This is a genomic window from Novosphingobium sp. PhB55 (assembly GCF_004368805.1).
In the GTDB taxonomy this organism is placed as follows: Bacteria; Pseudomonadota; Alphaproteobacteria; order Sphingomonadales; family Sphingomonadaceae; genus Novosphingobium.
Map to the genome: position 1 here is coordinate 118,884 of NZ_SODQ01000007.1, position 22,982 is coordinate 141,865.

At 67.3% G+C, this 22,982-nt stretch carries 17 protein-coding genes; 8 read left to right on the forward strand and 9 right to left on the reverse strand.

Features of this window, described 5'->3' with window-relative positions; all coding sequences use genetic code 11:
* Positions 1 to 27: 27 nt before the first annotated feature.
* Both EDF57_RS18050 and EDF57_RS18055 read right to left on the reverse strand, forming a co-directional pair.
* Positions 28 to 1,188, reverse strand: coding sequence for a LacI family DNA-binding transcriptional regulator (locus EDF57_RS18050; protein WP_243841138.1), 1,161 nt, complete (start codon positions 1,186 to 1,188; stop codon positions 28 to 30).
* 22 nt (positions 1,189 to 1,210) lie between these two features.
* A complete protein-coding gene (locus EDF57_RS18055; RefSeq protein WP_134095258.1) occupies positions 1,211 to 2,590 on the reverse strand; it encodes an MFS transporter in 1,380 nt (459 codons plus the stop codon).
* Between the two features lie 220 nt (positions 2,591 to 2,810).
* On the opposite strand from EDF57_RS18055, the gene EDF57_RS18060 reads away from it, so the two are divergent.
* Both EDF57_RS18060 and EDF57_RS18065 read left to right on the forward strand, forming a co-directional pair.
* A complete protein-coding gene (locus tag EDF57_RS18060) occupies positions 2,811 to 3,935 on the forward strand; it encodes a glycoside hydrolase family 68 protein (RefSeq protein ID WP_134095259.1) in 1,125 nt (374 codons plus the stop codon).
* A 286-nt stretch (positions 3,936 to 4,221) separates the two neighbouring features.
* Positions 4,222 to 8,952: an NAD-glutamate dehydrogenase domain-containing protein gene (locus tag EDF57_RS18065; RefSeq protein ID WP_134095260.1), complete on the forward strand. Its 4,731-nt coding sequence runs from the start codon at positions 4,222 to 4,224 to the stop codon at positions 8,950 to 8,952.
* 328 nt (positions 8,953 to 9,280) lie between these two features.
* On the opposite strand, the gene EDF57_RS18070 is transcribed toward EDF57_RS18065, so the two are convergent.
* The gene (locus tag EDF57_RS18070) at positions 9,281 to 9,742 is read right to left on the reverse strand and encodes an Lrp/AsnC family transcriptional regulator (protein ID WP_132265189.1); all 462 of its coding nucleotides are present in this window, start codon (positions 9,740 to 9,742) and stop codon (positions 9,281 to 9,283) included.
* A 107-nt stretch (positions 9,743 to 9,849) separates the two neighbouring features.
* On the opposite strand from EDF57_RS18070, the gene phhA reads away from it, so the two are divergent.
* The 4 genes from phhA (at position 9,850) to maiA (ending at position 13,157) form a co-directional block, all read left to right on the forward strand.
* The gene (gene phhA, locus EDF57_RS18075; RefSeq protein WP_132265191.1) at positions 9,850 to 10,707 is read left to right on the forward strand and encodes a phenylalanine 4-monooxygenase; all 858 of its coding nucleotides are present in this window, start codon (positions 9,850 to 9,852) and stop codon (positions 10,705 to 10,707) included.
* The gene (hppD, locus tag EDF57_RS18080; RefSeq protein ID WP_134095261.1) at positions 10,704 to 11,846 is read left to right on the forward strand and encodes a 4-hydroxyphenylpyruvate dioxygenase; all 1,143 of its coding nucleotides are present in this window, start codon (positions 10,704 to 10,706) and stop codon (positions 11,844 to 11,846) included. Before phhA ends, hppD begins: the two co-directional genes overlap by 4 nt.
* Before the next feature lie 106 nt (positions 11,847 to 11,952).
* Positions 11,953 to 12,513, forward strand: a complete 561-nt coding sequence (locus EDF57_RS18085) for a VOC family protein (protein ID WP_132265373.1) — start codon at positions 11,953 to 11,955, stop codon at positions 12,511 to 12,513.
* Positions 12,510 to 13,157: a maleylacetoacetate isomerase gene (gene maiA, locus EDF57_RS18090; protein ID WP_134095440.1), complete on the forward strand. Its 648-nt coding sequence runs from the start codon at positions 12,510 to 12,512 to the stop codon at positions 13,155 to 13,157. The genes EDF57_RS18085 and maiA overlap by 4 nt, the downstream gene beginning before the upstream one ends.
* A gap of 86 nt (positions 13,158 to 13,243) precedes the next feature.
* On the opposite strand, the gene EDF57_RS18095 is transcribed toward maiA, so the two are convergent.
* The 6 genes from EDF57_RS18095 to EDF57_RS18120 form a co-directional block, all read right to left on the reverse strand.
* Positions 13,244 to 13,444, reverse strand: a complete 201-nt coding sequence (locus EDF57_RS18095) for a hypothetical protein (protein ID WP_054439302.1) — start codon at positions 13,442 to 13,444, stop codon at positions 13,244 to 13,246.
* Between the two features lie 71 nt (positions 13,445 to 13,515).
* Complete coding sequence (locus tag EDF57_RS18100) at positions 13,516 to 14,217, reverse strand: HAD family phosphatase (RefSeq protein ID WP_134095262.1); 702 nt, start codon at positions 14,215 to 14,217, stop codon at positions 13,516 to 13,518.
* 104 nt (positions 14,218 to 14,321) lie between these two features.
* Positions 14,322 to 15,341, reverse strand: coding sequence for an arginine N-succinyltransferase (locus EDF57_RS18105; protein WP_132265200.1), 1,020 nt, complete (start codon positions 15,339 to 15,341; stop codon positions 14,322 to 14,324).
* Entirely contained in the window at positions 15,338 to 16,546 is a 1,209-nt protein-coding gene (locus tag EDF57_RS18110; protein ID WP_134095263.1) for a hydrolase, read from the reverse strand. Before EDF57_RS18110 ends, EDF57_RS18105 begins: the two co-directional genes overlap by 4 nt.
* Positions 16,543 to 17,973, reverse strand: coding sequence for a succinylglutamate-semialdehyde dehydrogenase (gene astD / locus EDF57_RS18115; protein WP_134095264.1), 1,431 nt, complete (start codon positions 17,971 to 17,973; stop codon positions 16,543 to 16,545). The genes EDF57_RS18110 and astD overlap by 4 nt, the downstream gene beginning before the upstream one ends.
* Entirely contained in the window at positions 17,970 to 19,001 is a 1,032-nt protein-coding gene (locus EDF57_RS18120) for a DUF1338 family protein (protein WP_134095441.1), read from the reverse strand. The genes astD and EDF57_RS18120 overlap by 4 nt, the downstream gene beginning before the upstream one ends.
* A 311-nt stretch (positions 19,002 to 19,312) precedes the next feature.
* Here EDF57_RS18120 and EDF57_RS18125 point away from each other — a divergent pair, with 311 nt between their 5' ends.
* Positions 19,313 to 21,700: a glycosyltransferase family 4 protein gene (locus EDF57_RS18125; RefSeq protein WP_243841139.1), complete on the forward strand. Its 2,388-nt coding sequence runs from the start codon at positions 19,313 to 19,315 to the stop codon at positions 21,698 to 21,700.
* Positions 21,672 to 22,982 (forward strand): glycoside hydrolase family 130 protein, encoded by a 1,311-nt coding sequence (locus EDF57_RS18130; RefSeq protein ID WP_132265208.1) that lies wholly within the window; start codon positions 21,672 to 21,674, stop codon positions 22,980 to 22,982. Before EDF57_RS18125 ends, EDF57_RS18130 begins: the two co-directional genes overlap by 29 nt.

Here is a 22,982-nt window from a genome sequence, read left to right on the forward strand (position 1 = left end):
GCGGATGGAGACGAAAGCCGGCGGCGATCAGCTCTGCGTGGTCTGGCGCACGACGAGGCGGGGCGGCATGACCAGGCTCTGCGTGGGCAGCCCTTCGATCCGGGCCCTGAGCTTTTCGACCAGCGCCCGCGCGCCCTCGGCGATTTCCTGACGGATGGTGGTGAGCGGCGGCGTGGTCTGTGCGGCCAGCGGCAGGTCGTCGAAACCGACGATCCGCACCTGTCCGGGAACCGCGCGGCCCATGTCGTGCAGGATGCGCAGGGCCGACATGGCAATGAGGTCCGACGCGGCGACAATACCGTCTATCGGGCCATCGATCGCGCGACCGGCCGTGGCGAGCGCCTGTTCGATCTGCGGTCCCATCGATTCGTCCGCCAGTTCGACCGGGAGATGGACGAAGGGCGCGCCGGCCGCCTCGGCCGCCATGGCGGCGCCGCGATAGCGGGTGGCGATCTCGATCCCGCCGGTCTGGCCCAGGAAGGCGAGATTGCGGGCGCCCGCAGCCAGCAGATGCTCCACGGCGATGCGGCCGCCCAGTTCGTTGTCGGTGCCGACCACGCAGTGGCTCTGGCCGCTGCGATAGTGGCCCCAGACGACCATGGGGCGGTAGGTCTGCGACACCCGTTCGATCACCGGGAACTGGTCCGACTGGCCGATGACGATGATCCCGTCGACCATGCCCGACCCGCTGAGACGCTCCAGCCAGTCCGTTGAGCCGTCCGGCATCGCGCGGCTGAGCATGACGTCGTAGCCGCTCTCGGTCAGCTCGTCCGCCAGATGGCCCAGCAGCGTCAGGAAGAACGGGTCGGAGATGTGCTGGCGCTTTTCATGGCCGAGCGGAATGACCACGCCGATCACCCCGGTACGCCCGGTGCGCAGCTTGCTGGCCATCTGGTTCGGCTTGAATCCGTGCTGGCGGGCCAGCGCCTGGATGCGATCGCGCGTCTCGGCATTGACCAGGGCCTTGCCGGCCAGGGCGCGCGAGACGGTTCCTGCCGAAACGCCGGCGATGCGGGCGAGATCGGCCAGGGTGCGGACATGGGGGCGGTCGTCATGCCCAGCCCCGCCATGCCCAGCTCCAGCATGCAGGCCCCCTTCGCGCAGGCCACCCTCATTCGGCGCGGCTTCGGTCCCTTCAAGCGGGCCGGGCGCCGGCATGTCCATCAGCTGATCGTCGTTCCCCGCCATCCATCTTCCTTTTTCCGGCCGGCTAACTGTTCGAATCCCGCGGCGGAAACGGGTGGTCCGTTTGATATCTGTCTGTTCCACGCTGCGGCCGGCGCGGGGCGACTGCCAGAAGCGTCGCGCCTGCACCGGCCAGCATCAGGAACCCGGCCAGGACCAGCGCATTGCGCGGATCCGAAGCCAGCAGCGATTTATAGATCAATGGCATCGTCACCGTCTCGATCAACATGGGCGCCACGATTAAAATATTGAAAAGACCAACGTAGAGCCCGGTCCGTTCGGGAGGGATCGCGCTGGCGAGAATGATGTAGGGATTTGCCATCATTCCGGCCCAGCCGAGGCCAAGCCCGATCATCAGCGGCGCCAGGGCGGCCATTGAATTGGCCTGGGGTATCAAGCACATGGCCAGTCCCGAAGCGGCGAGGCAGGCCATGTGGATCCATGCCGCGCCGAATCGCCGCACGAGGGGGATGAGCGCCAGCGCCGCGGCGAAGGCGATGGCGTTGTAGAGTGCGCCGAGTTGCTGGGTCTCCAGGATCGCCGCGCGATAGGCGGGCGTGGCGGGGTCGGACGTGCCGTGGATCGAACGGGCCAGCGCGTCGGTTATGAACTGCCAGTAGACGAACATCGCATACCATTGGCAGAGCATCGAAGGCGCCAGCCGCCGCATCGGTGCCGGCATTTCCCGCAAGGCCGCGCCAAGCTCGCGCAGCAGCGCGCGCGGGGCCAGGGAGGTCGCGGTTGCGCCGCCGGTTTGCAGCGCGCGATCCGCTTCCGCAAGCGGCAGTTCCGGCACGCGCAGGAGCGACCACACCACGGTGGAAAGCGAGAGCACGGCGCCGATCGCGAAGGCCACGCGGACGATGGCGGGAATGCCGTTGGCGTCCAGCAGGTCGCGGTCGATCGTGGCGGCCAGCAGCGAAGGCGCAAGGTAGGACAGTGTCTGGGCAAGGCCGGTGAAGGCGCTTTGCGTGAGAAAGCCGGTGGCCCGCTGCGCGGGACGCAGCCGGTCGGCCACATAGGCGCGGTAGGGCTCCATGGTCACGTTGTTGCCCGCGTCCAGCAACCAGAGCAGGGCCGCGGCCGCCCAGAGCGAGGGCGAATAGGGCATGGCGAGCAGGCACAGCGAGCAGATCACCGCGCCGATCAGGAAGTAGGGCGTGCGCCGCCCGAAGCGGGACCGGGTACGATCGCTCATCGCGCCGACCAGGGGTTGCACGATCAGCCCCGTCATCGGCCCAGCCAGCCAGAGCAGCGGCAGGATCGCCTCGGTAGCGCCGAGCGTGCGGTAGATCGGGCTCATGTTGGCCTGTTGCAGGCCGAAGCTGAACTGGAGACCGAGGAAACCGAGGTTCATTTCGCAGATGCGCAGCAGCGAGAGTTCGGGCTTTGCGCCTGGATTCATGGGCTCCTCCGAACTTGCGGCCGTGCCTTGTTCTATCGCGAAACCGGTGCGCTTCAAATCCGTCGATCTACCGCCCTGGCATGGGGCCGGGGTTTTAGCGGCGATTTCCTAGGTTTAATTGCGGAATTGACGAAAAGTCACGGATACCCTGCAATCCATTGCTCGCTGCCGAGCCGTGAAGCTCCGAGTCTAAAGTCCTCGATTGCAGGGATATTCGCGCATGTCCGAAACCGAACTGGCCCTCTCGCCGCTGCCGTGGACGGCCCGCGATCTCGCGCGGCTGGAAGCAGGCGCCTTCGACCGGGCGCCGCGGCTGGAGGACGCGGACGTCCGCCGCATTTCGCGCGATCTGGACGTCTGGGACGCCTGGCCGCTGGCCGATATCGATGGCACGCCGCGGCGTTGGCGCAGCGGCGAATTGTGGTTCGCACTCGCCGCTCCGGCCTTTGCCGACCCCGAGATGCGCCATGCCCACGCGCGCATCCACCACTTCCATCGCAAGGACGGACGCTTCCGCCACCTCGGCGCGACGTTCCCGGACGGGTTCACGCCCGGCAGCCGCGAATGGTCCGGTTCCGCCACGATAGAGGACGGGATGGTGACACAGCGCTTCACCGCGGCGGGGATGCGGGGGGAGCGCGATCTCTCGTTCCGTCAGCGCCTCTTTGCCAGCAGGGCGCGGCTGCCGGAGAGCGGAGAGGCCTTTGGAGACTGGTCCGAGCCGGAGGAAATCGTCGCGCCGGCGGACCTCCACTACATGACCCGGCACGAGGGCGGCGGCCGGGCCGGGGCGATCAAGGCGTTTCGCGATCCCAGCCTGTTCCGCGCGGCGGACGGTACGCGTTACGTGCTGTTCACGGCCTCTTCGGCCGTGCGGCGCGGCGCCCATAACGGGGTGATCGGTCTGGCGCGGCAAAAGTCGGACGGCATGTTCGCCAAACTGCCGCCGCTGGTCGACGCGGCAGGCGTGAACAACGAGCTGGAGCGGCCGCATATCGTGAGCCATGGGGGGCTCTGCTATCTCTTCTGGTCGACCCAGGCAGGTGTCTTCGCGCCGGGGATCGCCGCGCCCACGGGGCTTTACGGGGCGGTTTCCACCGGGATCGGCGCGCCGTGGCGTCTGCTCAACGGGCACGGGCTGGTTTTCGCCAATCCCAAGGACGCGCCGTGGCAGGCCTATAGCTGGTGGGTGCTGCCAGACCTGCAAGTCGCCAGCTTCGTCGATTACCGGGGGCCGGGGGAAGGGCCGAAGCGGGGCAAACCTCGCGGGAGAGCGCACTTCGGGGGCACTTTCGCGCCCTTCCTCCAGCTTCGGCTGGACGGTGCCAGGGCCGGGCTCGGTTAGGCGGCAATTCCCTCCGCCACCGAAGTGCAAATAAATCAATTTCGCACCGTTAAACGAATGTTGCGTGACAGGGAAATCACGTTACAACCTCGCCATGCCGACGAGACCGGCCGGTCGCTTCGGGTCGCCGCATCGTCATGTGTGTGGTTGAAAAGGCCCTGCCGTCATCTTTCGCCCGAGGCGGAAAAGCGGAAGGATGCCGGATCGCTGGACCGGCCCTATATTCGTCGTCTGGCAGCAGGCGCACTGCGACGCCTCGCCTGCCGTTGATATGCGGGAGAATGCAATGAGCGCAGACGATCTGACCGCCGCCCCCAAGACCCGAACCAAGCCGAGTCGCAAGGCCTCCGCGCTGCAGCCTGCCATCGTGGCGCGCATCCGCGATTCGCTGCTGCCCGGCGACGCGCCCGATGAAGGCGCCTGGGTCGAGGAAGCCGCGCACGTCCTGCTCGAACTGGCCGCGCACCGCGCGCCCGAGACTCCGGTGATCGAGATCGCTTCGGAGAACGACGAGCGCCGCTATCTGCGCATCGCCATCGTCAACGACGACATGCCCTTCCTGGTCGACTCGGTCGCCGCGGTCATTGCCGAGGCGGGCCTCGTGATCGACCGCCTGGCTCACCCGGTCGTTCGCGTGGAGCGCGATGCCAAGGGCGACCTCGTCGCCCTTCCGGAAGAGGCCGGCGAAGGCGCGCGCCGCGAATCGATGATCTACATCGAGACCGCCCGTGCCGATGCGCGCCAGCGCCGCGATATCCAGGCCGCTCTGGAAACCACGCTGGCCGACGTGCGGATCGCCGTGGCCGACTGGCCGAAGATGGTCGAGGCGATGGACGCCGATGCCGACCGCGTCGACGATGCCGAAGGCGCCGAGCTTCTGCGCTGGTTCGCCGGCGGCATGCTCACCCAGCTGGGCCATGTCACCCGCCGCCGCGACGGCAGCCATGCCGACCAGCTCGGCGTGTGCAAGCGCGAGGCCCGCGACCTCCTGTCCGACGCCAGCTACGACCGAGCCTTCGAGACTTTCGATGCCCAGCTTGCCGCGGGCGAGGTGCGTGCGCCGATGGTCATCAAGGCCAATGTCATTTCCACCGTCCATCGCCGCGTACCGCTGGACCTGTTCCTGGTGCCGGTCATCGAGGGCGGCAAGATCGCCGCGCTTTCGGTCCATGCGGGCATGTGGACGAGCGCCGCGCTGGCCGTTGCGCCGGACCGGGTTCCCCGTCTGCGCCGTCTCCTGGCCGGGCTTGGCAGCAAGCTGGGCTTCGACCCGGGCGGCCACACCGGCAAGGCCCTGGCCCATGCCATGACCAGCCTGCCGCACGACCTGGTGCTGGGCTTTGGTGAAGCTGACGTCGAGCGCCTGGCCACGACGATGACCGCGCTGGTCGACCGTCCGCGCCCGCGCCTGGTGGTCACTGCCTCGCCGCTGTCGCGCCACCTTTTCGCATTCGTGTGGATCGCCCGCGACACGCTCTCCACCCAGATGCGCAAGCGCATCCAGGCGATGATCGAGGAAGCCGCGCAGGCCCCCACGCTGGACTGGGCGCTCAGTGTCGAGGCGGGCAACCTGGCCATGCTGCGCTATACGCTCGACATTCGCGAGGGCACTCAGGTGCTTGACGAGGAAGCGCTCGACCACCGTTTGCAGGTCATGCTGCGCGGCTGGGGTGAGGCGGTGGAAGCCGCGCTGGCCCAGTCGCTCGAACCTGGCCGGGCCGCCGCCATCGCCACCCGCTATGCCGAAGGCTTCCCGATGGCCTATCGCAGCGACTACGGTCCGGGCGAGGCCGCCATCGACATCGGCCACATGCGCGGACTGGTGGTCGGCGATGCCGGTACCGAAGCGCGCGGCAGCCGCGGGGTGCGCCTCTACCAGCACGATTCGGGCGAAGCGCCGCAGCTTCGCCTCAAGATCTACCAGGCCGAGGGCAGCCTGCCCCTCTCCGACGCGGTGCCCGCGCTGGAGAACTTCGGCTTCCGGGTGCTGGCGGAAATGCCGACCCCGCTCGACCGCGGCCGGATCGGCACGATCCACGATTTCACGCTCGCCCTGCCGACCGGCAGCGATGCGCGCGAAGTGCTCAAGCTGGCGCCGATGATCGAGGACGCCCTGGCCGGCGTGCTCAACAACCAGGCCGAGAACGATCCCTTCAACCGCCTGGTCCCCGGCCTCGGCCTCTCCAAGCGCGAGGCCGACTGGCTGCGCGCCTGGTATCGCTACTTGCGCCAGGCGGGCATGCACTTCGGTATCGGCACCGTGGTCGATGCGCTGCTCGGCGCTCCGGCCGTGACGCTGGGCATCATCGACTTGTTCCGCGGCATTCACGATCCCGCCTTCAAGGGCGACCGCGCCCAGGCCAAGGCCCAGGCGCAGGAAGCCATCCGCGCCGGCCTGGCCGAGGTCAACGCCATCAACGACGACCGCGTCCTGCGGGCCTTCCGCGATGTCGTGGCCGCCATGCTGCGTACCAATGCCTTCGCGCCCGCCGGTGAGACCGCGCTGGCCTTCAAGTTCGATTCCGCGCTGGTCCCCGGCCTTCCCAAGCCGCTGCCCTGGCGCGAGATCTTCGTCTATTCACGCCGCGTGGAAGGCATCCACTTGCGCGCAGGCCCCGTCGCGCGCGGCGGACTGCGCTGGTCCGACCGCCGCGACGACTATCGCACCGAAATCCTGGGCCTGATGAAGGCGCAGCGCGTGAAGAACGCGGTGATCGTGCCGACCGGCGCCAAGGGCGGCTTCTATCCCAAGCAGCTTCCCGATCCCGCGCTCGACCGCGCCGGATGGGCGGCCGAGGGGCAGGCGAGCTACGAGATCTTCATCGGCACCTTGCTCTCGATCACGGACAATATCGTGGCGGACAAGGTCGTCCACCCCAAGGGCGTGGTGATCCTCGACGGCGAGGACCCCTATTTCGTGGTCGCGGCGGACAAGGGCACTGCCAAGTTCTCCGACGTCGCCAACGGCATCGCCGAATCGCGCGACTTCTGGCTGGACGACGCCTTCGCCAGCGGCGGCTCCAACGGCTACGACCACAAGGCCATGGGCATCACCGCGCGCGGCGCCTGGCTTTCGGTGCAGCGCCACTTCCTGGAAATGGGCGTCGACGTGCAGAACGACCCGGTCCGCGTGATCGGCTGCGGCGACATGTCGGGCGACGTGTTCGGCAACGGCATGTTGCTTTCCCGCTCGCTCAAGGTCGTGGCCGCTTTCGACCACCGCCACATCTTCCTCGACCCGGACCCCGATGCCGCGAAAAGCTGGGCCGAGCGTCGGCGCATGTTCGACCTGCCGCATTCGAGCTGGGAAGACTATGACAAGGCGCTGATCTCCAAGGGCGGCGGCGTGTTCTCGCGCAAGTCCAAGTCGATCGCACTGACGGACGAAGTGCGCGCCGCCCTGAGCATCGAGGCGAGCGAGCTGGACCCCGAATCGCTGATCTCGGCGATCCTCTGGGCGCCGGTCGACCTGCTGTGGTTCGGCGGTATCGGCACTTACGTGAAGTCCTCCGGCGAGAACAACGCCACTGTGGGCGACCCGGCCAACGATGCCTTGCGCGTCAGCGCCAACGAACTGCGCGTGCGCGTGATCGGTGAAGGCGCCAACCTGGGCGTCACCCAGGCCGCGCGCATCGAGTTCGCCTCCAGGGGCGGGCGCATCAACACCGACTTCATCGATAACTCGGCGGGCGTCGACTGCTCGGACAACGAGGTCAATATCAAGATCGCGCTGGCCGCCGCCAAGCGGGCCGACAAGCTCACCGAGGAAGAGCGTGTCGAACTGCTGCGCGAGATGACCGACGAAGTGGCCGAGCTGGTGCTGGAGGACAACCGCCTCCAGGCCCTGGCGCTTTCCATCGCCGAGCGCGGCGGGGCGACGGCCATGCCTTCGCATATCCGCCTGATCGAGACGCTGGAGGAAGGCGGCAATCTCGACCGCAAGACCGAGGGGCTGGCCGACAACGAAACGCTCGGCCGCCGCGCGCAGGACGGGCGCGGGCTGACCCGCCCCGAATTGGCGGTGCTGCTGTCCAGCGGCAAGCTGGTGCTTCAGGCGGCGATCGAGAACTCGGCCCTGGCGACGGATGCAACGCTCCAGCCCATGCTGCTGGCGGCCTTCCCGCAGCCGATGCAGGCCAGGTTCGCCCGCTTCATCGAAGGCCACCGCCTGGCCGGCGAGATCATCGCCACCAAGCTGGCCAACCGCATCGTCAATCGCCTGGGCATCGTCCATCCCTTCGAACTGGCCGAGGAGGAGGGCGCGGACCTTGCGCAAGTCGCCGCCGCCTTCGCGCTGGCGGAGCAGCTCTTCAATCTCGACGCCCTCTGGGAACGCCTCGAAGTGGCGCCGATGAGCGAAGACGCCCGCATCGCGTTGTTCGACCGCACGGCCGGCGTGGTGCGCGGGCACATGGCGGACCTGCTGCGGGCGGGCGCGGGACAGGCCGCGCCGTCCGAAGTCATGGCCCGGATCGGCAAGCCGGTGGCCACGCTCTCGGTCGATACGCACGAGCTGCTGGGCGAACGCATCGTCGCGCATTCGAAGAAGCTGCGCAGCGGCCTGCTCGAACTCGGCGCGCCCGAGGACGAGGCGGGCATGGTGGCCAACCTCTACGACCTCGACGGGGCCGTAGGCATCGCCGCGCTGGCGGCCGATGCCGGGATCGATCCGCGTCAGCTGGTGGGGGCCTTCACCCGCATCGGCGCGGGACTGGGGCTGGACTGGGCGCAGGCCAGTGCCTCGATCATGAACCCTTCGGACCCGTGGGAGCGCCTGCTCGTCGCCGGTCTTGCCCGCGACTTCCAGCAGATGCGCCTCGACTTCCTGAAGCGCCTGGCCGGAACCAAGGCGGGCAAGTCCGACCCGGCGGCGGCCGCCGAGGAATGGGGCCGCGCGCATATCGCCGCGATCCAGACCTTCCGCGCGATGGTGCAGCGTGCGGAAAACACCGTGCCGCTGAGCCCCGCCATGCTGGCGCAGATCGCCAGCCAGGCAAGGAACCTGCTCGGGCGGTAAGTGGAGACGGGGCAGGGGTTTTCTCCTGCCCCGTCTCCATTCCTTTCGTCATTGCGAGCGGAGCGAAGCAATCCAGAGTCGCGCAGAGCCGCCCTGGATTGCTTCGTCGGCTTCGCCTCCTCGCAATGACGAAGGTGGGGGGCAGGGGCGTAGGAGTGTGGGAGCGTGAGGACGACGGGCGTAGGGGCGAGTTGATGGCCGGACACGGCCCATCATCAGCGCGCAGGTCGGCCGAAATCTCACTCGTCATCCTGAAACAGGTTCAGGATGACTAGCATAGCTCGAGTGCCTTGCCGCACCTCCATCCCCGCCACACCCAAACCACCCCTCACTCCAGCGGCAGAGTGCGCGGTTCCTTGATCGCCTCCAGCACGATGCTCGACTTCACGTCGCGCACGCCGGGAATGCGCACGAGCGTTTTCAGCGTGATCTGCGACAAGTGCTCCACGTCGCGGGCGATGATGTGGATGATGTAGTCCATGTCGCCGGTCACGGCGTGGCAGGCGATGACATAGGGATTGTCGCGGATCGCCTGTTCGAAGCGCGTGATGTTCTCGTCGATATGGGCGTTCAGGTTTATCAGCACATAGGCTTCCAGTTCGAAGCCGAGCTTGCGCGGGTCGAGCACCGGCGCGTAGCCCAGGATCACCCCGTCGTCCTCCAGCCGCTTGATGCGGCGGCTGACCGGCGTGGCGGAAAGCGCGGTGCGTTCGGCCACTTGCGCCACCGGCATGCGCGCGTCTTCCTGCAAGGACGCGATGATTTTGCGGTCGAATAAATCCAGCTGCATGAATCCCCTGCCTTGAGCCAACTTCCTGGTGGAATCCCCTTTTACAGGCCGCCAGCGCGCGCGCAATCGCACGAATCTGCCATGAGACTTGTGGTATTCTCTAGGGAATGAAGAAGCCCTCCACCGAGACATCGACGAGCGAGCTTCGGGGAGAGTATGAAGGCGCTGCCGCGGACTACACGGTCGGGCAGGACTGGCATGCCTACACCCCCGAAATGCACGAACGCTGGCGCCGCCTTCATGCGCGGCAGTCGGCGCTTGTCGAGACATATGCCTGCCGCGCTTTCCGCGAGGGCTTGGCGCGGCTGGACTGCGCGGACGGCATCCCGCGCTTCGAGGATGCCAACGCGATTCTCGGCGCTGCCACGGGCTGGGAGCTGGTGGGTGTTCCGGGCTTCATTCCCGATGCCGTGTTCTTCGACCACCTTGCCCATCGCCGCTTCCCGGTAACCCGCTGGCTGCGCGAGGAGCATGAGCTGGACTATCTGGTCGAGCCGGACGTGTTCCACGATTTCTTCGGCCATGTGCCGATGCTGCTCGATCCCACCATCGCCGATTTCCTGGAGCTTTACGGCAAGGCCGGGGCGCGGGCCATGGCGATGGATGCGCTGGGGATGCTGGCGCGGATCTACTGGTACACCATCGAATTCGGCCTGGTCCGCGAGGACGGCGCGTTGAAGGTCTTCGGCGCCGGCATCATCTCCTCGGCCAGCGAAACCCGCTTTTCCATCGAGGATCGCGCGGTCCTGCGGCTGCCCTTCGATGCCGTGCGCGTCATGCGCACCGGTTACATGATCGATGCTTTCCAGAAGACCTACTTCGTCCTGGAGAGCCTGCCGCAGCTGATCGAGGATCTGGTCGGGCTGGATTTCGGCCCCGTCTACGAAACCTGGCGCGCGGCGCCGCCCATTCCTGCCGGAGAGACGCTTTCCGGCGAAATTCCTTTCGGAGAAACGCTTCCATGACCGACCTTCTCGAAACCTCCATCGAGCCAAATCCCATCGGACTGGACGGCTTCGAGTTCGTCGAGTTCTCGGCGCCGGAAAAGGGCGTGCTGGAGCCGGTCTTCGAGGCGATGGGCTTCACGAAGATCGCCCGTCACCGCTCGAAGGACGTGGAACTCTGGCGCCAGGGCGGCATCAATTTCATCACCAATTACGAGCCGCACAGCCCGGCCTGGTTCTTCAGCCGCGAGCATGGCCCTTCGGCCTGCGGCATGGGGTTCCGCGTTCGCGACGCCCGCGCCGCCTATGCCGAACTGCTGGCCCGCTCGGCCGAGCCGGTTTCGGTCGAGACCGGACCGATGGAACTGCACCTGCCGGGCATCCGCGGCATCGGCAACTCGATCATCTATCTGATCGACCGCTACGAGCGCGCCGATGAAACCGGCGAAAGCGACGGCGCCCTGTCGATCTACGACATCGACTTCGACTATCTGCCCGGCGTCGATCGCCACCCGGTCGGCGCCGGCTTCGACGTGATCGACCACCTGACCCACAACGTCTACGGCGGCCGCATGGCCTATTGGGCGGATTACTACGAGAAGCTCTTCAACTTCCGCGAGATCCGCTATTTCGACATCAAGGGCGAATATACCGGCCTCACCTCCAAGGCGCTCACCGCGCCGGACGGCAAGATCCGCATCCCGCTCAACGAAGAGGCCGAGGGCGGGAAGGGCCAGATCGACGAGTTCCTGCGCGCCTTCAACGGCGAGGGCATCCAGCACATCGCGCTGATCTGCGACGATCTCGTCGGCGCCTGGGACAAGCTCAAGGCGCTGGGCGTGCCGTTCATGACCGCGCCGCCGGAAACCTACTACGAGATGCTCGAAGAGCGGCTGCCCGGCCATGGCGAGCCTGCCGACCAGCTCAAGATGCGCGGCATCCTGCTCGACGGCACTACCGATGAAGTCGGCGCGGGCGGCCAGCCGCGCCTGCTGCTCCAGATCTTTGCCGAGGCCCGCGTCGGGCCGGTGTTCTTCGAATTCATCCAGCGCAAGGGCGACGACGGTTTCGGAAACGGCAATTTCAAGGCACTGTTCGAAAGCATGGAGCGCGACCAGATCCGCCGCGGCGTGTTGAAGGTGGAAGAGCCCGCCGGATAAGCGGCGCGGCGCACACGAAATTGGGAGAGACGGGCGGGCCCACGCAGGCTCGCCCGCAATTCCCGGGAGACCGAAGATGACTGACGAGAGCCCGATGCCAGCCCCGATGCCCGACGCGACTTTGGCGCCGAAACTTGGTGGGATCCACCATGTCGCCTACCGTTGCCACGACGCGAAGGAGACCGTCGCGTTCTACCGCGAGGTGATGGGCATGGATTTCATGCTGGCCATCGCCGAAGACAAGGTGCCCTCGACCGGCGCCCCCGATCCCTACATGCACGTCTTCCTCGACTGCGGCGGCGGCAATGTGCTGGCCTTCTTCGAGCTTCCGAATTCACCCGAGATGGGGCGCGACGAGGCGACCCCCGCCTGGGTCCAGCACATCGCCTTCAAGGTGGAGGGCGAGCAGGACCTCCTTTCGGCCAAGCAGCGGGCCGAGGCGCGGGGCATTTCGGTGGTCGGCCCGGTCCATCACGGCGTCTTCAAGTCGATCTACCTGTTCGATCCCAACGGCCACCGCCTCGAACTCGCCTGGCAGTTCGGCAGCTCCGGCCAGATGGCCCAGCTCAAGGCCGTGGCCGACGACATGCTGGAGGAATGGGCGCGCACCAAGAAGGCCCCGCGTCACGCGGCCTGGCTGCACGAGAAGATCGCGGCGGAGACGTGAGGCTCCACGGCTACTGGCGCAGCTCCTCCAGCTACCGCCTGCGCATCGCGCTGGGTCTCAAGGGGCTTGAATACGAGCAGGTTGCGGTCAACCTGCTCGACGGGGAGCAGCGCTCCCGGGAGTACCGCCGCCTCAACCCCTACGGCGGTGTTCCGGCGCTGGAGATCGATGGGCGCATCTATGCGCAGTCGATGGCGATACTGGAATGGCTCGACGAGAGCTTTCCCGACCGTCCGTTGCTCCCCCGCGATATCGAGGACCGCTTCGCGTCGCGCGAACTGTCGTTGGCGATCGCCACCGAGCTTCATGCGCCGCTCAACCTGCCGGTGCTCAAATACCTGAAAAACGACCTCGGCCATGCGCAGGATGAAGTGGACGACTGGTATCGCCACTGGATCGCCCGCACATTCGAAAGCGTCGAGACGCGGCTGGCGCAGCGTCTGGAGGCGTCACGCGGGGCGGGGGATTTCCTGTTCGATGCGCCGGGGCTGTTCGAATGCGTCCTGGTGCCGCAGCTCTACAATGCGCGGCGGTTTTCCTGCGATCTATCGGCCTATCCGCACCTGACGCGGATAGATGCGGCCTGCCGGGAGCATCCGGCCTTCATCGCCGCGCATCCCGACCGCCAGCCGGACCGAAACTGAGCGCGTAAGGCTCCCGTCGGCGGAAACGCAGAGAATCCGGCGCTTTCCCTGCGTCCCGATGGGAAAAGACTACCTGGCAGGCGCCCTCAGGCCTTCGGCGTGACCCAGACCTCTACGGGCGCGGCGAACTTGCCCGGCGCAGGCTTGCCCACATGGACGCGGTCGGCGGTGACGAGTTCGCCGCTGGCGAGGTTGAAGCTCGCCCAGGGCTTGGGCATGCGGCCGAACGTCATCTTCTGGATGGGTTGGCCGGTGGTCGAATTCATGATGGTGGCGATAATGCTCATCCGCCCGCCCGTAGCGAGATCGTGGCGGGGCGGTCCAGCGGGCGGGGCAAGCTATGCACCGCCCAATTCGCTCAGCTTTCGGCAGGCGCCAGCAACAAGTCGCGCAAGGCGTGGAGGCTGGGCAGCACTTGCGCGCAGAGCAGCGTCTGTTCCTCGGTGGCGGGCAGCAGGTCGGGCACCATCACCGTGGCAATCCCGGCCGAAGTCGCCGAGCGGACGCCCGCGGGGCTGTCCTCGATCGCGACGCAATGCGCCGGATCGACACCGAGGCGGCTGGCGGCCAGCAGGTAGGGTTCGGGATGGGGCTTGGCCTCGGTCACGTCGTTGCGGGTGACCACGAGATCGAAATAGCGCAGCAGGCCCGCCTTTTCGAGGCGTTGCTGCGCATAAGGCGCTTCCGAGGACGTGGCGATGGCCATGGGAATGCCCGCCTTGGCGAAGTGCTCCAGGATCACTTCGGCGCCGGGGCGCAGCGGTATTCCGGCATCGAGCATGGCTGCGAAGGCCCGGTCGCTCTCCTCGAAGAAGCGGTCCAGCGGGAAGTCCGGGCCCATGTGGTCGGCCACCAGGCGGCGCGAACCGTCGCGGTGGATGCCGACCATCGAATTCTGCAGTTCCGCTGCGAGCGGATAGCCCATCGCCTTGCCGGTCTGCGCGAAAGCGCGGCCGTGGGCGGCTTCGGTATCGAGCAGCGTCCCGTCCATGTCGAAGATCGCCGCGCGGATCGGGTCGGGCAGCACGGGGGAGCGAAGCGTTTCGGGCAGGGAAGTCATCGGCTCAATATGCGCCCTGACAGTGTCGGGACCATTGCAAAGGGCGAATGTGCGGTTGCGAAAAGCGCCCGTCGTCCCGGATCGTGTCCGGGGCGACGGGGACATCATGCGTTGGCGTAAGTCACCGTATCGCCCACCTCGACACCGAGCAGTGCCGCCGCTGCGGCGTCCAGCGTCACGCCGCCGTCGGCAGCGTCCACTTTGCCGAGGCAGGCCCGGAACCGTGCGAGGCGGCCGGTCGCCACGAGGTGGCTGGCTTCCGTATCGTCCGCCTTGGTCAGGGCGGTAATCATGCCGGTGCGGGCGTCCTGCACGGTGCGGATCTGGTCGGTCCGGGCGAGCATGGTCGGGCCGCCGTCGAAGATGTCGACGTAGTTCTGGAAGGCGAAGTTCTCGTTCTCCAGCATCCGCATCGCCGGGCGGCCGGAGTAGTGCGGCTGGCCCATCACCTGCCGCGCCGCCTCGGAGAGCAGGGCGCAGTAGATCGGGTGCTTGGGCATCAGGTCGGCGATGAACTGGTTGCCGTGCTTGGCGTTGAATTCGTCGGCATCGCGGAAGCTCATGTCGAAGAAGCGGCCTGCAAGACCGTCCCAGAACGGCGAGTTGCCGGCATCGTCGATGGCACCGCGCAGTTCGGCCAGGGTGGTATCGCCAAAGCGCGCGCGGTGCGTCTTGATGAAGAGGTAGCGGCTGCGGGCCAGCAGCTTGCCCACGCCGGCCGAGCGTTCGGTGGCGTCCAGATAGAGCCCGCCCACTTCGCTGGCGCCGTCGAGATCGGTGCAGAGCGTCAGCATTTCGGCGCGGAAGGTGCGTCCCAGTTCCTGCGAGTGCTGCGTGATCCGGCCGATCCGATAGGAATAGAAGGGAAATTCCGTGCCCACTTGCGAGAAGGCCTGGCAGGTGCCGCGGACTTTGCCCGTGGCGGTATCTTCCAGGATGAACACGAAGAGATCGTTGGCGATGTCCTCGCTTTCGCGCGCGAAGCTCTTGGCCGTGCGCTTTAGCTTGGCGCCCAGCGTGGGCTTGTCCGGCGGCAGGTTGGTGAAGCCGCCGCCCGTGCCCTTCGCCATGCGATAGAGCGCGTCGAGGTCCTTTTCCTGTGCGGTGCGCAGGAGAAACGTCATGCGGGCAAAACTCCGTGGCGGTCGATCCGGTGAAGGACGAGAGCGGTGAGGCGGGCGCGGGCATCGAGGGAGTCGGCCAGCAGGAATTCGTCCGGCGAATGGATCGACCCGCCCAGCGCGCCCATGGTGTCGAGCACCGGAACGCCGCAGGCGGCGATGTTGTTGCCATCGCAGACGCCGCCGGTGTCCTTCCAGCTCATCGGCTGGCCAAGATCGGCGGCGGCCTTGCTGACGGTGCCGTAGAGCGCCTCGGTCTCGGCCGAGATCGCCTTGGGCGGGCGCGAGACGTGGCCGTGGACGTGCATGTGCACGTCATGCGCGGCGGAGACCTCGGCCACGGCGGCCTTGACCAGCGCCTGCGCCTCTGCCGCCAGCTCGGGGGTGGCGGGGCGCATGTTGAAGTGAAGGATCGCCAGGTCCGGCACGGTGTTGTTGGGCGCGCCGCCTTCGATCCTGGCCGGATTCACCGAGAGTCCGGGACGGCGCATCGCGGCGAGGCGCAGGGCGAGATCGCCCGCTGCCACCACGGCATTGCGGCCCTCTTCGGGATTGCGGCCCGCGTGCGCGGAGCGGCCGTGGATCACCACGGCATAGTTCCCGGATCCCGGCCGCGCGCGGGCCATCTGCCCGCCGGGAAGCGCCGGTTCGTACGTGAGCGCTGCCAGTTTGCCGCGCGCCAGGTCGGCGATCAGAGCGGCCGAGGACAGCGAGCCGGTTTCCTCGTCGCTGTTGATGAGGACGTCGTAACCGAGGGTCGGGCCGGAGCGCTCGTAAGCGGCAAGCCCGGCCAGCATCAGCGCGAGGCCGCCCTTCATGTCGGCCGTGCCGGGCCCGTGCAGCCTGTTCTCGTCCAGCCAGTTGCAGGTCTGGAAGGGGTGTTCGCGCGGGTAGACGGTGTCCATGTGCCCGGTCAGGATGACCCGGCGGGCCGCCTCCGGCCGCACCGAAAGCACCAGGTGGCGGCCGTGGGCCACGGCGCGGGTCTGGCCCTGGCTGTCGACTTTCTCCACCGGGGCGGGATCGACCAGCCGCACTTCCCCCGGCAGCGCCGAGAAAGCCTGGGCGAGCTGCCCGGCCATCGCGGCCAGCCCCTCGACATGAGCGGTGCCGCTGTTGATCGCCGCCCATTCGAGCGTGTGGGCGAGGATCGGCGCCCGCTCGATCGGGGCCAGGAGGTCCTGTTCCTCGGCGGTTAGAGCGCTCATCCGCCCAGCTTGCCGAGAAGTTTGCCGTTCAGGGCGGCGCTGTTGCCCTGCGCGTCTGCCGCCTCGAAGCTGGCTACCGGATAGGCGCAGTAATCGGCGGCATAATAGGCGCTGGGGCGGTGGTTTCCGCTGTCGCCAAGGCCGCCGAAAGGCATTGATCCGGCCGCGCCGGTGGTCGGGCGGTTGCGATTGACCACGCCCGCGCGGCTCTCCAGCACGAAGCGGTCCCACAAGCCGTCGTCGGCGCTGACGAGGCCGGCGGAAAGGCCGAAGCGCGTGGCGTTGGCAGCGGCGATCGCGGCGTCGAAGTCCGGAACCCGCGTGACCTGGACGATGGGGGCGAACACTTCCTCGTCAGGCACGTCCACGCCGGTCACGTCGAGAATGCCCGGCGTCACGAAGGCGCTGCTGCGGCCCTCGATCCCGCCGAAAGGCCGCACGACCCGCGCGCCGCGCGCGACCAGTTCGTCGTAACGCTCCGCAGCGGCCTCGGCCGCGCGCTCGGAGATCAGCGGGCCGATCCACGGTTCGGGGGTCTCGTTCCAGGCGCCCACGGTGATCCGGTCCGCCAGCGCGGCCACGGCATCGACCAGGGCCGCGCCGAAATCGTCGTCCGGCACGATCAGGCGGCGCGCGCAGGAACAGCGCTGGCCGGTGGTAATGAAGCTGGACTGGACGACGACCGAGGCGACCTCGTCGAGATCGCCGTCCCATACCACCAGCGGGTTGTTGCCGCCGAGTTCGAGCGCGAGGATCACGTCCGGCCGATCCGCGAAGATCCGCCGGAAATGCGCGCCGGCGCCGGCCGAGCCGGTGAACAGCAAGCCGTCGATATGGCCTGCCACCAGCGCCTCGCCGGTGGCGCGGGCGCCGTGAACGATCTGGAACACGCCTTCGGGAAGGCCGGCTTCGAACCAGGCGTCGGCCATGGCCTGCCCGGTCGCGGGGGTCATCTCGGAGGGCTTGAACACCACCGTGTTGCCCGCCAGCAGGGCCGGGACGATGTGGCCGTTGGGCAAGTGGCCGGGGAAGTTGAAAGGCCCGAGCACGGCCATGACGCCGTGTGGGCGGTGGCGCAGAACGGCCTGTCCGAACGGCATGTCGCTGCGTTTCTCGCCCGCGCGCTCGGCTTGTCCGGCGATGGAGATGCCGATCTTGCCGATCATCGAGGCGAGTTCGGCGCGCGTCTCCCAGAGCGGCTTGCCGGTCTCGCGCGCGATGACCTCGGCCACGGCGTCCTTGCGGGCTTCGAGCACGGCCTTGTAGCGCTGCACCGCCTCGACCCGGGCCGCCACGGGCAGCGCCGCCCAGCCGGGGAAGGCCGCATGGGCGCGTTCCAGCGCGGCGTCCACGGCCGCGGCGTCCGCGATCGGGCCTTCCCAGACGAGGGCGCCGCTGGCGGGATCGTAGGACCTCAGCTGGTTCATGCGTTCCTCGTGACGGCGAAGATGCCGGTGGCATTGCCCGAATCGAACGTGAGATCGAGCTTGCCGGTCTCGGGATCGATGTCGCGGGTGATGAATTCGTAGAAGGAGCCCGGTACCGGCAGCGGCACTTCGCTGCCGTCGGCCTCGCGGAAGGGGCGCACGACCTTGTCCGCCAGGATCGCCGTCTGGCGGACGCGGCCGTTTTGCGAGATTTCCACCGACGGCTTCATCGGATAGCCGTCTTCCTTCAGTTCCTCGGCCAGGATCATGACATTGGCCGTCCGGGTGGTGGCGTGGTTGAAGGCATTGCCCTCGGTGGCGATCCAGGCGCCTTCGCGGGTTTCCGGCAGGAGCACTTCGTAATCCGCCAGCGCCGGGGGCTGATGCTGCCGCTCGAAACAGGCGAGCGCGCCCTTGAGCGCGGTGACGCCCTGCTCGAAGGGGCAGGCGCCCTCGGCGGAAAGCGCGTCCAGCGCCGCCCATTCCGCTTCGCCGAGCGGATCGACGGAAGTGCCGAAGACACTGGCGCAGGCCGCCCGGGCCGCTTCGGCCAGCTGCTCGACATGGAGTTCGGAGACGAAGAACTGCGGGATCGTCTCGGGCAGGTCGCGCTGGACATAGGCGCGCCCGGTCATCTTCAGCTTGGGCAGCGGATAGAGCCCGCCCACTTCATAGCCGAGCGGGATCAGAAAGCGGCCGAAAGCCTCGTGGCCGGCAGGCAGGTCGCCGGTCTCTCCGTCGATGGTGCGCAGGGCGCCGTGGTCGAAGACGATCGTCTCGCCCGCCTCGCGCACGGTCTGGACGTAACGCGCCGCGGTGGGCACGCGGACCAGCAGGTCTGCGAACAGCGCAGCGTTGAGCGCCATCGCGACTTGCGCGCGGGACACGGTGTCTCCCGAGCCGGCAAGGGCGGGGTCTATGGTCAGAACGGTCAGGGCCGAAGTCGCGGCATCGTCGCCCACGGCGGCTGACAGCAGCCGGTAGAGCGTCTGGTCCCGATTCGCGAAAGGGGTGGAGGCGGAGGGCATGGTGTTCCCGTCGTTTCTCAGTGTGCGCGTTCGACGGACATAGGAAAGCCCCGGAGCCAAGTCCATGCCGGGCAGGGGTGGGCTCATGCTTTTTTGTCTATACTAAATCGCGACCTGCTAGCGCCTCCGTCGTGCCGACGGCTCCCGATTCGCAACTGCACAAATGTGAACTTAACGCGTTTCCGGCCTCTGCACGGCCTTCGCGGCGGGCGCTTTGCCGCGACATGTCAGTTTTTTTGCAGTGCAGCGGGAAACTCATGGCACTCTTGGGCTTTCATTGAGCATTCTCCTCCACCTTCTGCGGGGTGCGCATGAACCTGATGCCTCGTGACGAAGAACCCGGCCGGAAATCGGGTTCGGACAAAGTCCGTTCGATCTTCGACGTGATCCCCTCCAGCGGCGACGCCGAGGCGGGGCCTCTCGAAGCGAACAGGCCCGAAGCGGATCGGCCGGCACCGCGGCCCCTGCACATCGCGCTTGTCGGCAACTTTGCGCCGCGCAAGTGCGGCATCGCCACTTTCACCACCGACATCTTCGAGAAGCTGCGGGAATTCCATCCCGAGATCACGCTCGACGTGCACGCGCTGGACGATCCCGACCATCGGCTGGACTACCGGGACGTCACCGGGACGATCGCTTGCAACGATCCCGAGGACTACGCCCGCGCCGCACGCCAGATCAACGAAGCCGGTGTCGATGCGGTCTGGGTCCAGCATGAATACGGCATCTTCGGCGGCGAGGATGGCGAGATGGTGCTGGACTTCGTGGACCGTCTGGCCGCGCCGCTGGTGCTCACGCTGCACACCGTGCTGTCCGATCCTTCCGAGCGCCAGCGCAAGATCCTGCGCCACCTGATCGCGCGCGCCTCGCGTATCATGGTCATGTCGCATCATTCGCGAAACCTGCTGGAGAGCGAATACGACGCTCCGCCGCGCATCCTCGAAGTGATCGAGCACGGCGCGCCGGACCGTCCCTTCGGCCGCCAGGACGAATTCAAGGAGCAGCTGGGTCTCGACGGCCGCAAGGTGCTCATGACGTTCGGCCTGCTCAGCCGCGGCAAGGGCCTGGAACACGCGATCCGGGCGCTGCCGGCCATCGTCGCGCGCCATCCCGAGGTGATTTACCGCATCGTCGGCGCCACGCATCCCAATCTCGTCGCTTACGAGGGCGAGGCCTATCGCGAGGAATTGCAGGCCCTGGCTGATCGGCTGGGCGTTCTCTCGCACATCGCCTGGGAAAATCGCTTCCTCGAAACCGACGAACTGCTCGACCAGCTCGAAGCCTGCGACATCTACCTGACGCCCTATCTGGGGATGCAGCAATCGACGTCCGGGACGCTCAGCTATGCCGTGGCGGTGGGCAAGGCGGTGGTGTCCACGCCTTATGTCCATGCCCGCGAACTGCTGGGCGAGGGGATCGGCCGCCTGATCGAGCCGGGCTCCAGCGAGGCGATCGCCGAGGCGGTCAACGCCCTGCTCGATCGTCCGGCAGACCTCACCGCCATGCAGCGCCGCGCCTGGGCGCGGGGCCGCGAGATGATCTGGCCGCGCTTCGCCGACGCCAGCCTGCGCCTGGTAGACCGGGCCCGCGCGCCCGAGCCGGCCATGCCGCCGATTACCGCGACGCCGGGCCTCGCCGCCGTGCTGGCGATGAGCGACGCCACCGGCATGCTCCAGCACTCGGTGGGTGTCGTGCCGGACCGCCGCCACGGGTATTGCCTGGACGACAACGCCCGCGCGCTCATGCTGATGAACGTCGCACGCGGCCTGCCGGTGGCCGAGCGGATGAAGTGGAGCCTTGCCTACGCGGCCTTCGTGCAGTCGGCATGGAACCCGGACCTCGCGCGCTTCCGCAACTTCATGCGCTTCGACCGGGGCTGGTGCGAAGACGAGGGTTCGGAAGATTCCAACGGTCGCGCCATCTGGTCACTGGGGCACACATACGAACGGGCGCCGGACCAGAGCCTTTCGGAATGGGCGCTCCAGCTGTTCGAGGACGTGCTCCCCCGGCTGGCCACGATCGAGGCGCCACGCGCCCGCGCTTTCGCCATGCTCGGCGCCTGCGCGGTGCTGCGGCGCGATCCCCGCAATGCGGCGGCGCTGGAGTGCGCGCGGGACGGGGGCGATTTTCTCATGCGCCTGCTCGGCCATGGGCGCCGTCCCGACTGGGCCTGGTTCGAGGCCGTGCTCGGCTATGACAACCCCCGGCTGCCGCAGGCCCTGATCGAAGCGGGCCGCGCGCTGGACCGGGAAGCCTGGATCGGGGCCGGCCTGGAAACGCTGGAATGGATTTGCCGCCAGCAGGTCTCCGCGCGCGGCCAGTTCCGCCCGATCGGCTCGGAAAGCTTCGGCAAGCCGCATGGCTACCTGCCGTTCGACCAGCAGCCACTGGAAGCCCAGGCCGCCATCGAGGCAGCCTGCTCCGCCTGGACCGCCACGCATGGTGCCTTCTGGGTGGAACATGCGCTGACGGCATGGCGCTGGTTCTTCGGCGGCAATGATCGCGGCGTCATTCTGGCGGACATTGCGACGGGCCGTTGCCGGGATGGGGTCACACCGAGGGGAGTCAACGCCAATTGCGGTGCGGAATCCATTCTCGCCTTCCAACTTTCGCACTATGCTCTGGCCGAGCTTGCCGTGTCGGCACCGCTCGGACGTGGAGGAGGATTGCTTGAATCGGCCCGAGAACGTCTGGTCTGAACCGCTCCATGTTTTTGAGACTCGCCTTTACGCCGATCCGGCGCGAGTCGTGCTGCGCCCGTTCCACCTGGGCTGGCAGGGCAAGAACGCGCCCGGCGGCCGTGCGAACAAACTCGTGGAGGATATCGCCGGCCTGAGCGAAGAGCAGGTCGCCTCCGAATACGAGCGCGTGCTGCGCGACTTCAAGGAGCGGCACTGGCAGACCGAGAACATATTCGCCGACCGCTTCCTGGAAGTTGCGTCGAATCTGGATCTTGATCCCACCCAGTTTTCCGAGACGCGCCAGCGGCTGATCGGGGCCTATTTCTGCCACGAATATACGTTCGCGGCTGCGGCCCTGATGAACCCTTCCATCGTGCCTGCGCCTGACCAGTCTGGAATGCAGGACGGCGCGGTGCGCTTCATCATGTCGCTGCGGGCCGTGGGCGAAGGGCACATCAGCTCCATCGCCTTTCGCGAAGGCATAGCCGAGGCCGACGGCACGTTCTGCCTCTGGCCGCAGGCCTCCTTCGCCACGTCCGTGGAACTGGACGAGGAAGGCGAAGTCGATGCCGACGGCGCCGTCTCGGTCCACCGCCATCCCGAATCGAGCCTGTCCAACACCGTGATCTTCCCGATCACGGAACAGCAGCGCGGCGGGCTGGAAGACTTGCGCCTCGTGCGGTTCGACCATGGCGGCGGCGACTTCGAATGGGTGGGCACTTACACGGCCTATTCGGGCAGCTCGATCCGCTCCGAACTGCTGCGCACGCGCGATTTCCGGGCGTTCGAGCTGGAGCCTATCCGCGGCCGTGCCGGTCGCAACAAGGGCATGGCGCTGTTTCCCGAGAAGATCGACGGCCAGTTCGCCATGGTCGGGCGGCAGGACGGCAAGAACCTGTTCCTGCTCCGCTCCGATTCGCTCGACATGTGGGACGACGATGGCGTGCTGCTGATGGAGCCGAAATATCCCTGGGAGTTCATCCAGATCGGCAATTGCGGCAGCCCGATCCCGACCGAGCACGGCTGGCTGCTGTTCACGCACGGTGTGGGCGCCATGCGCAAATATGCGCTCGGCTGCGCCTTGCTGGACCTGAAGGACCCCTCGAAAGTCCTTGCCCGCACGGTCGAGCCGGTGCTGACGGCGGAAAATGCCGACCGCTCGGGCTATGTGCCGAACGTGGTCTATACCTGCGGCGCCCTGAAAGTGGGCGAGCGGCTGCTCCTGCCCTACGGCATTTCCGATAGCACCGTGGGCTTCGCCACTTGCGAGATCGACGGGCTGCTCAAGCTCATGGCCTGA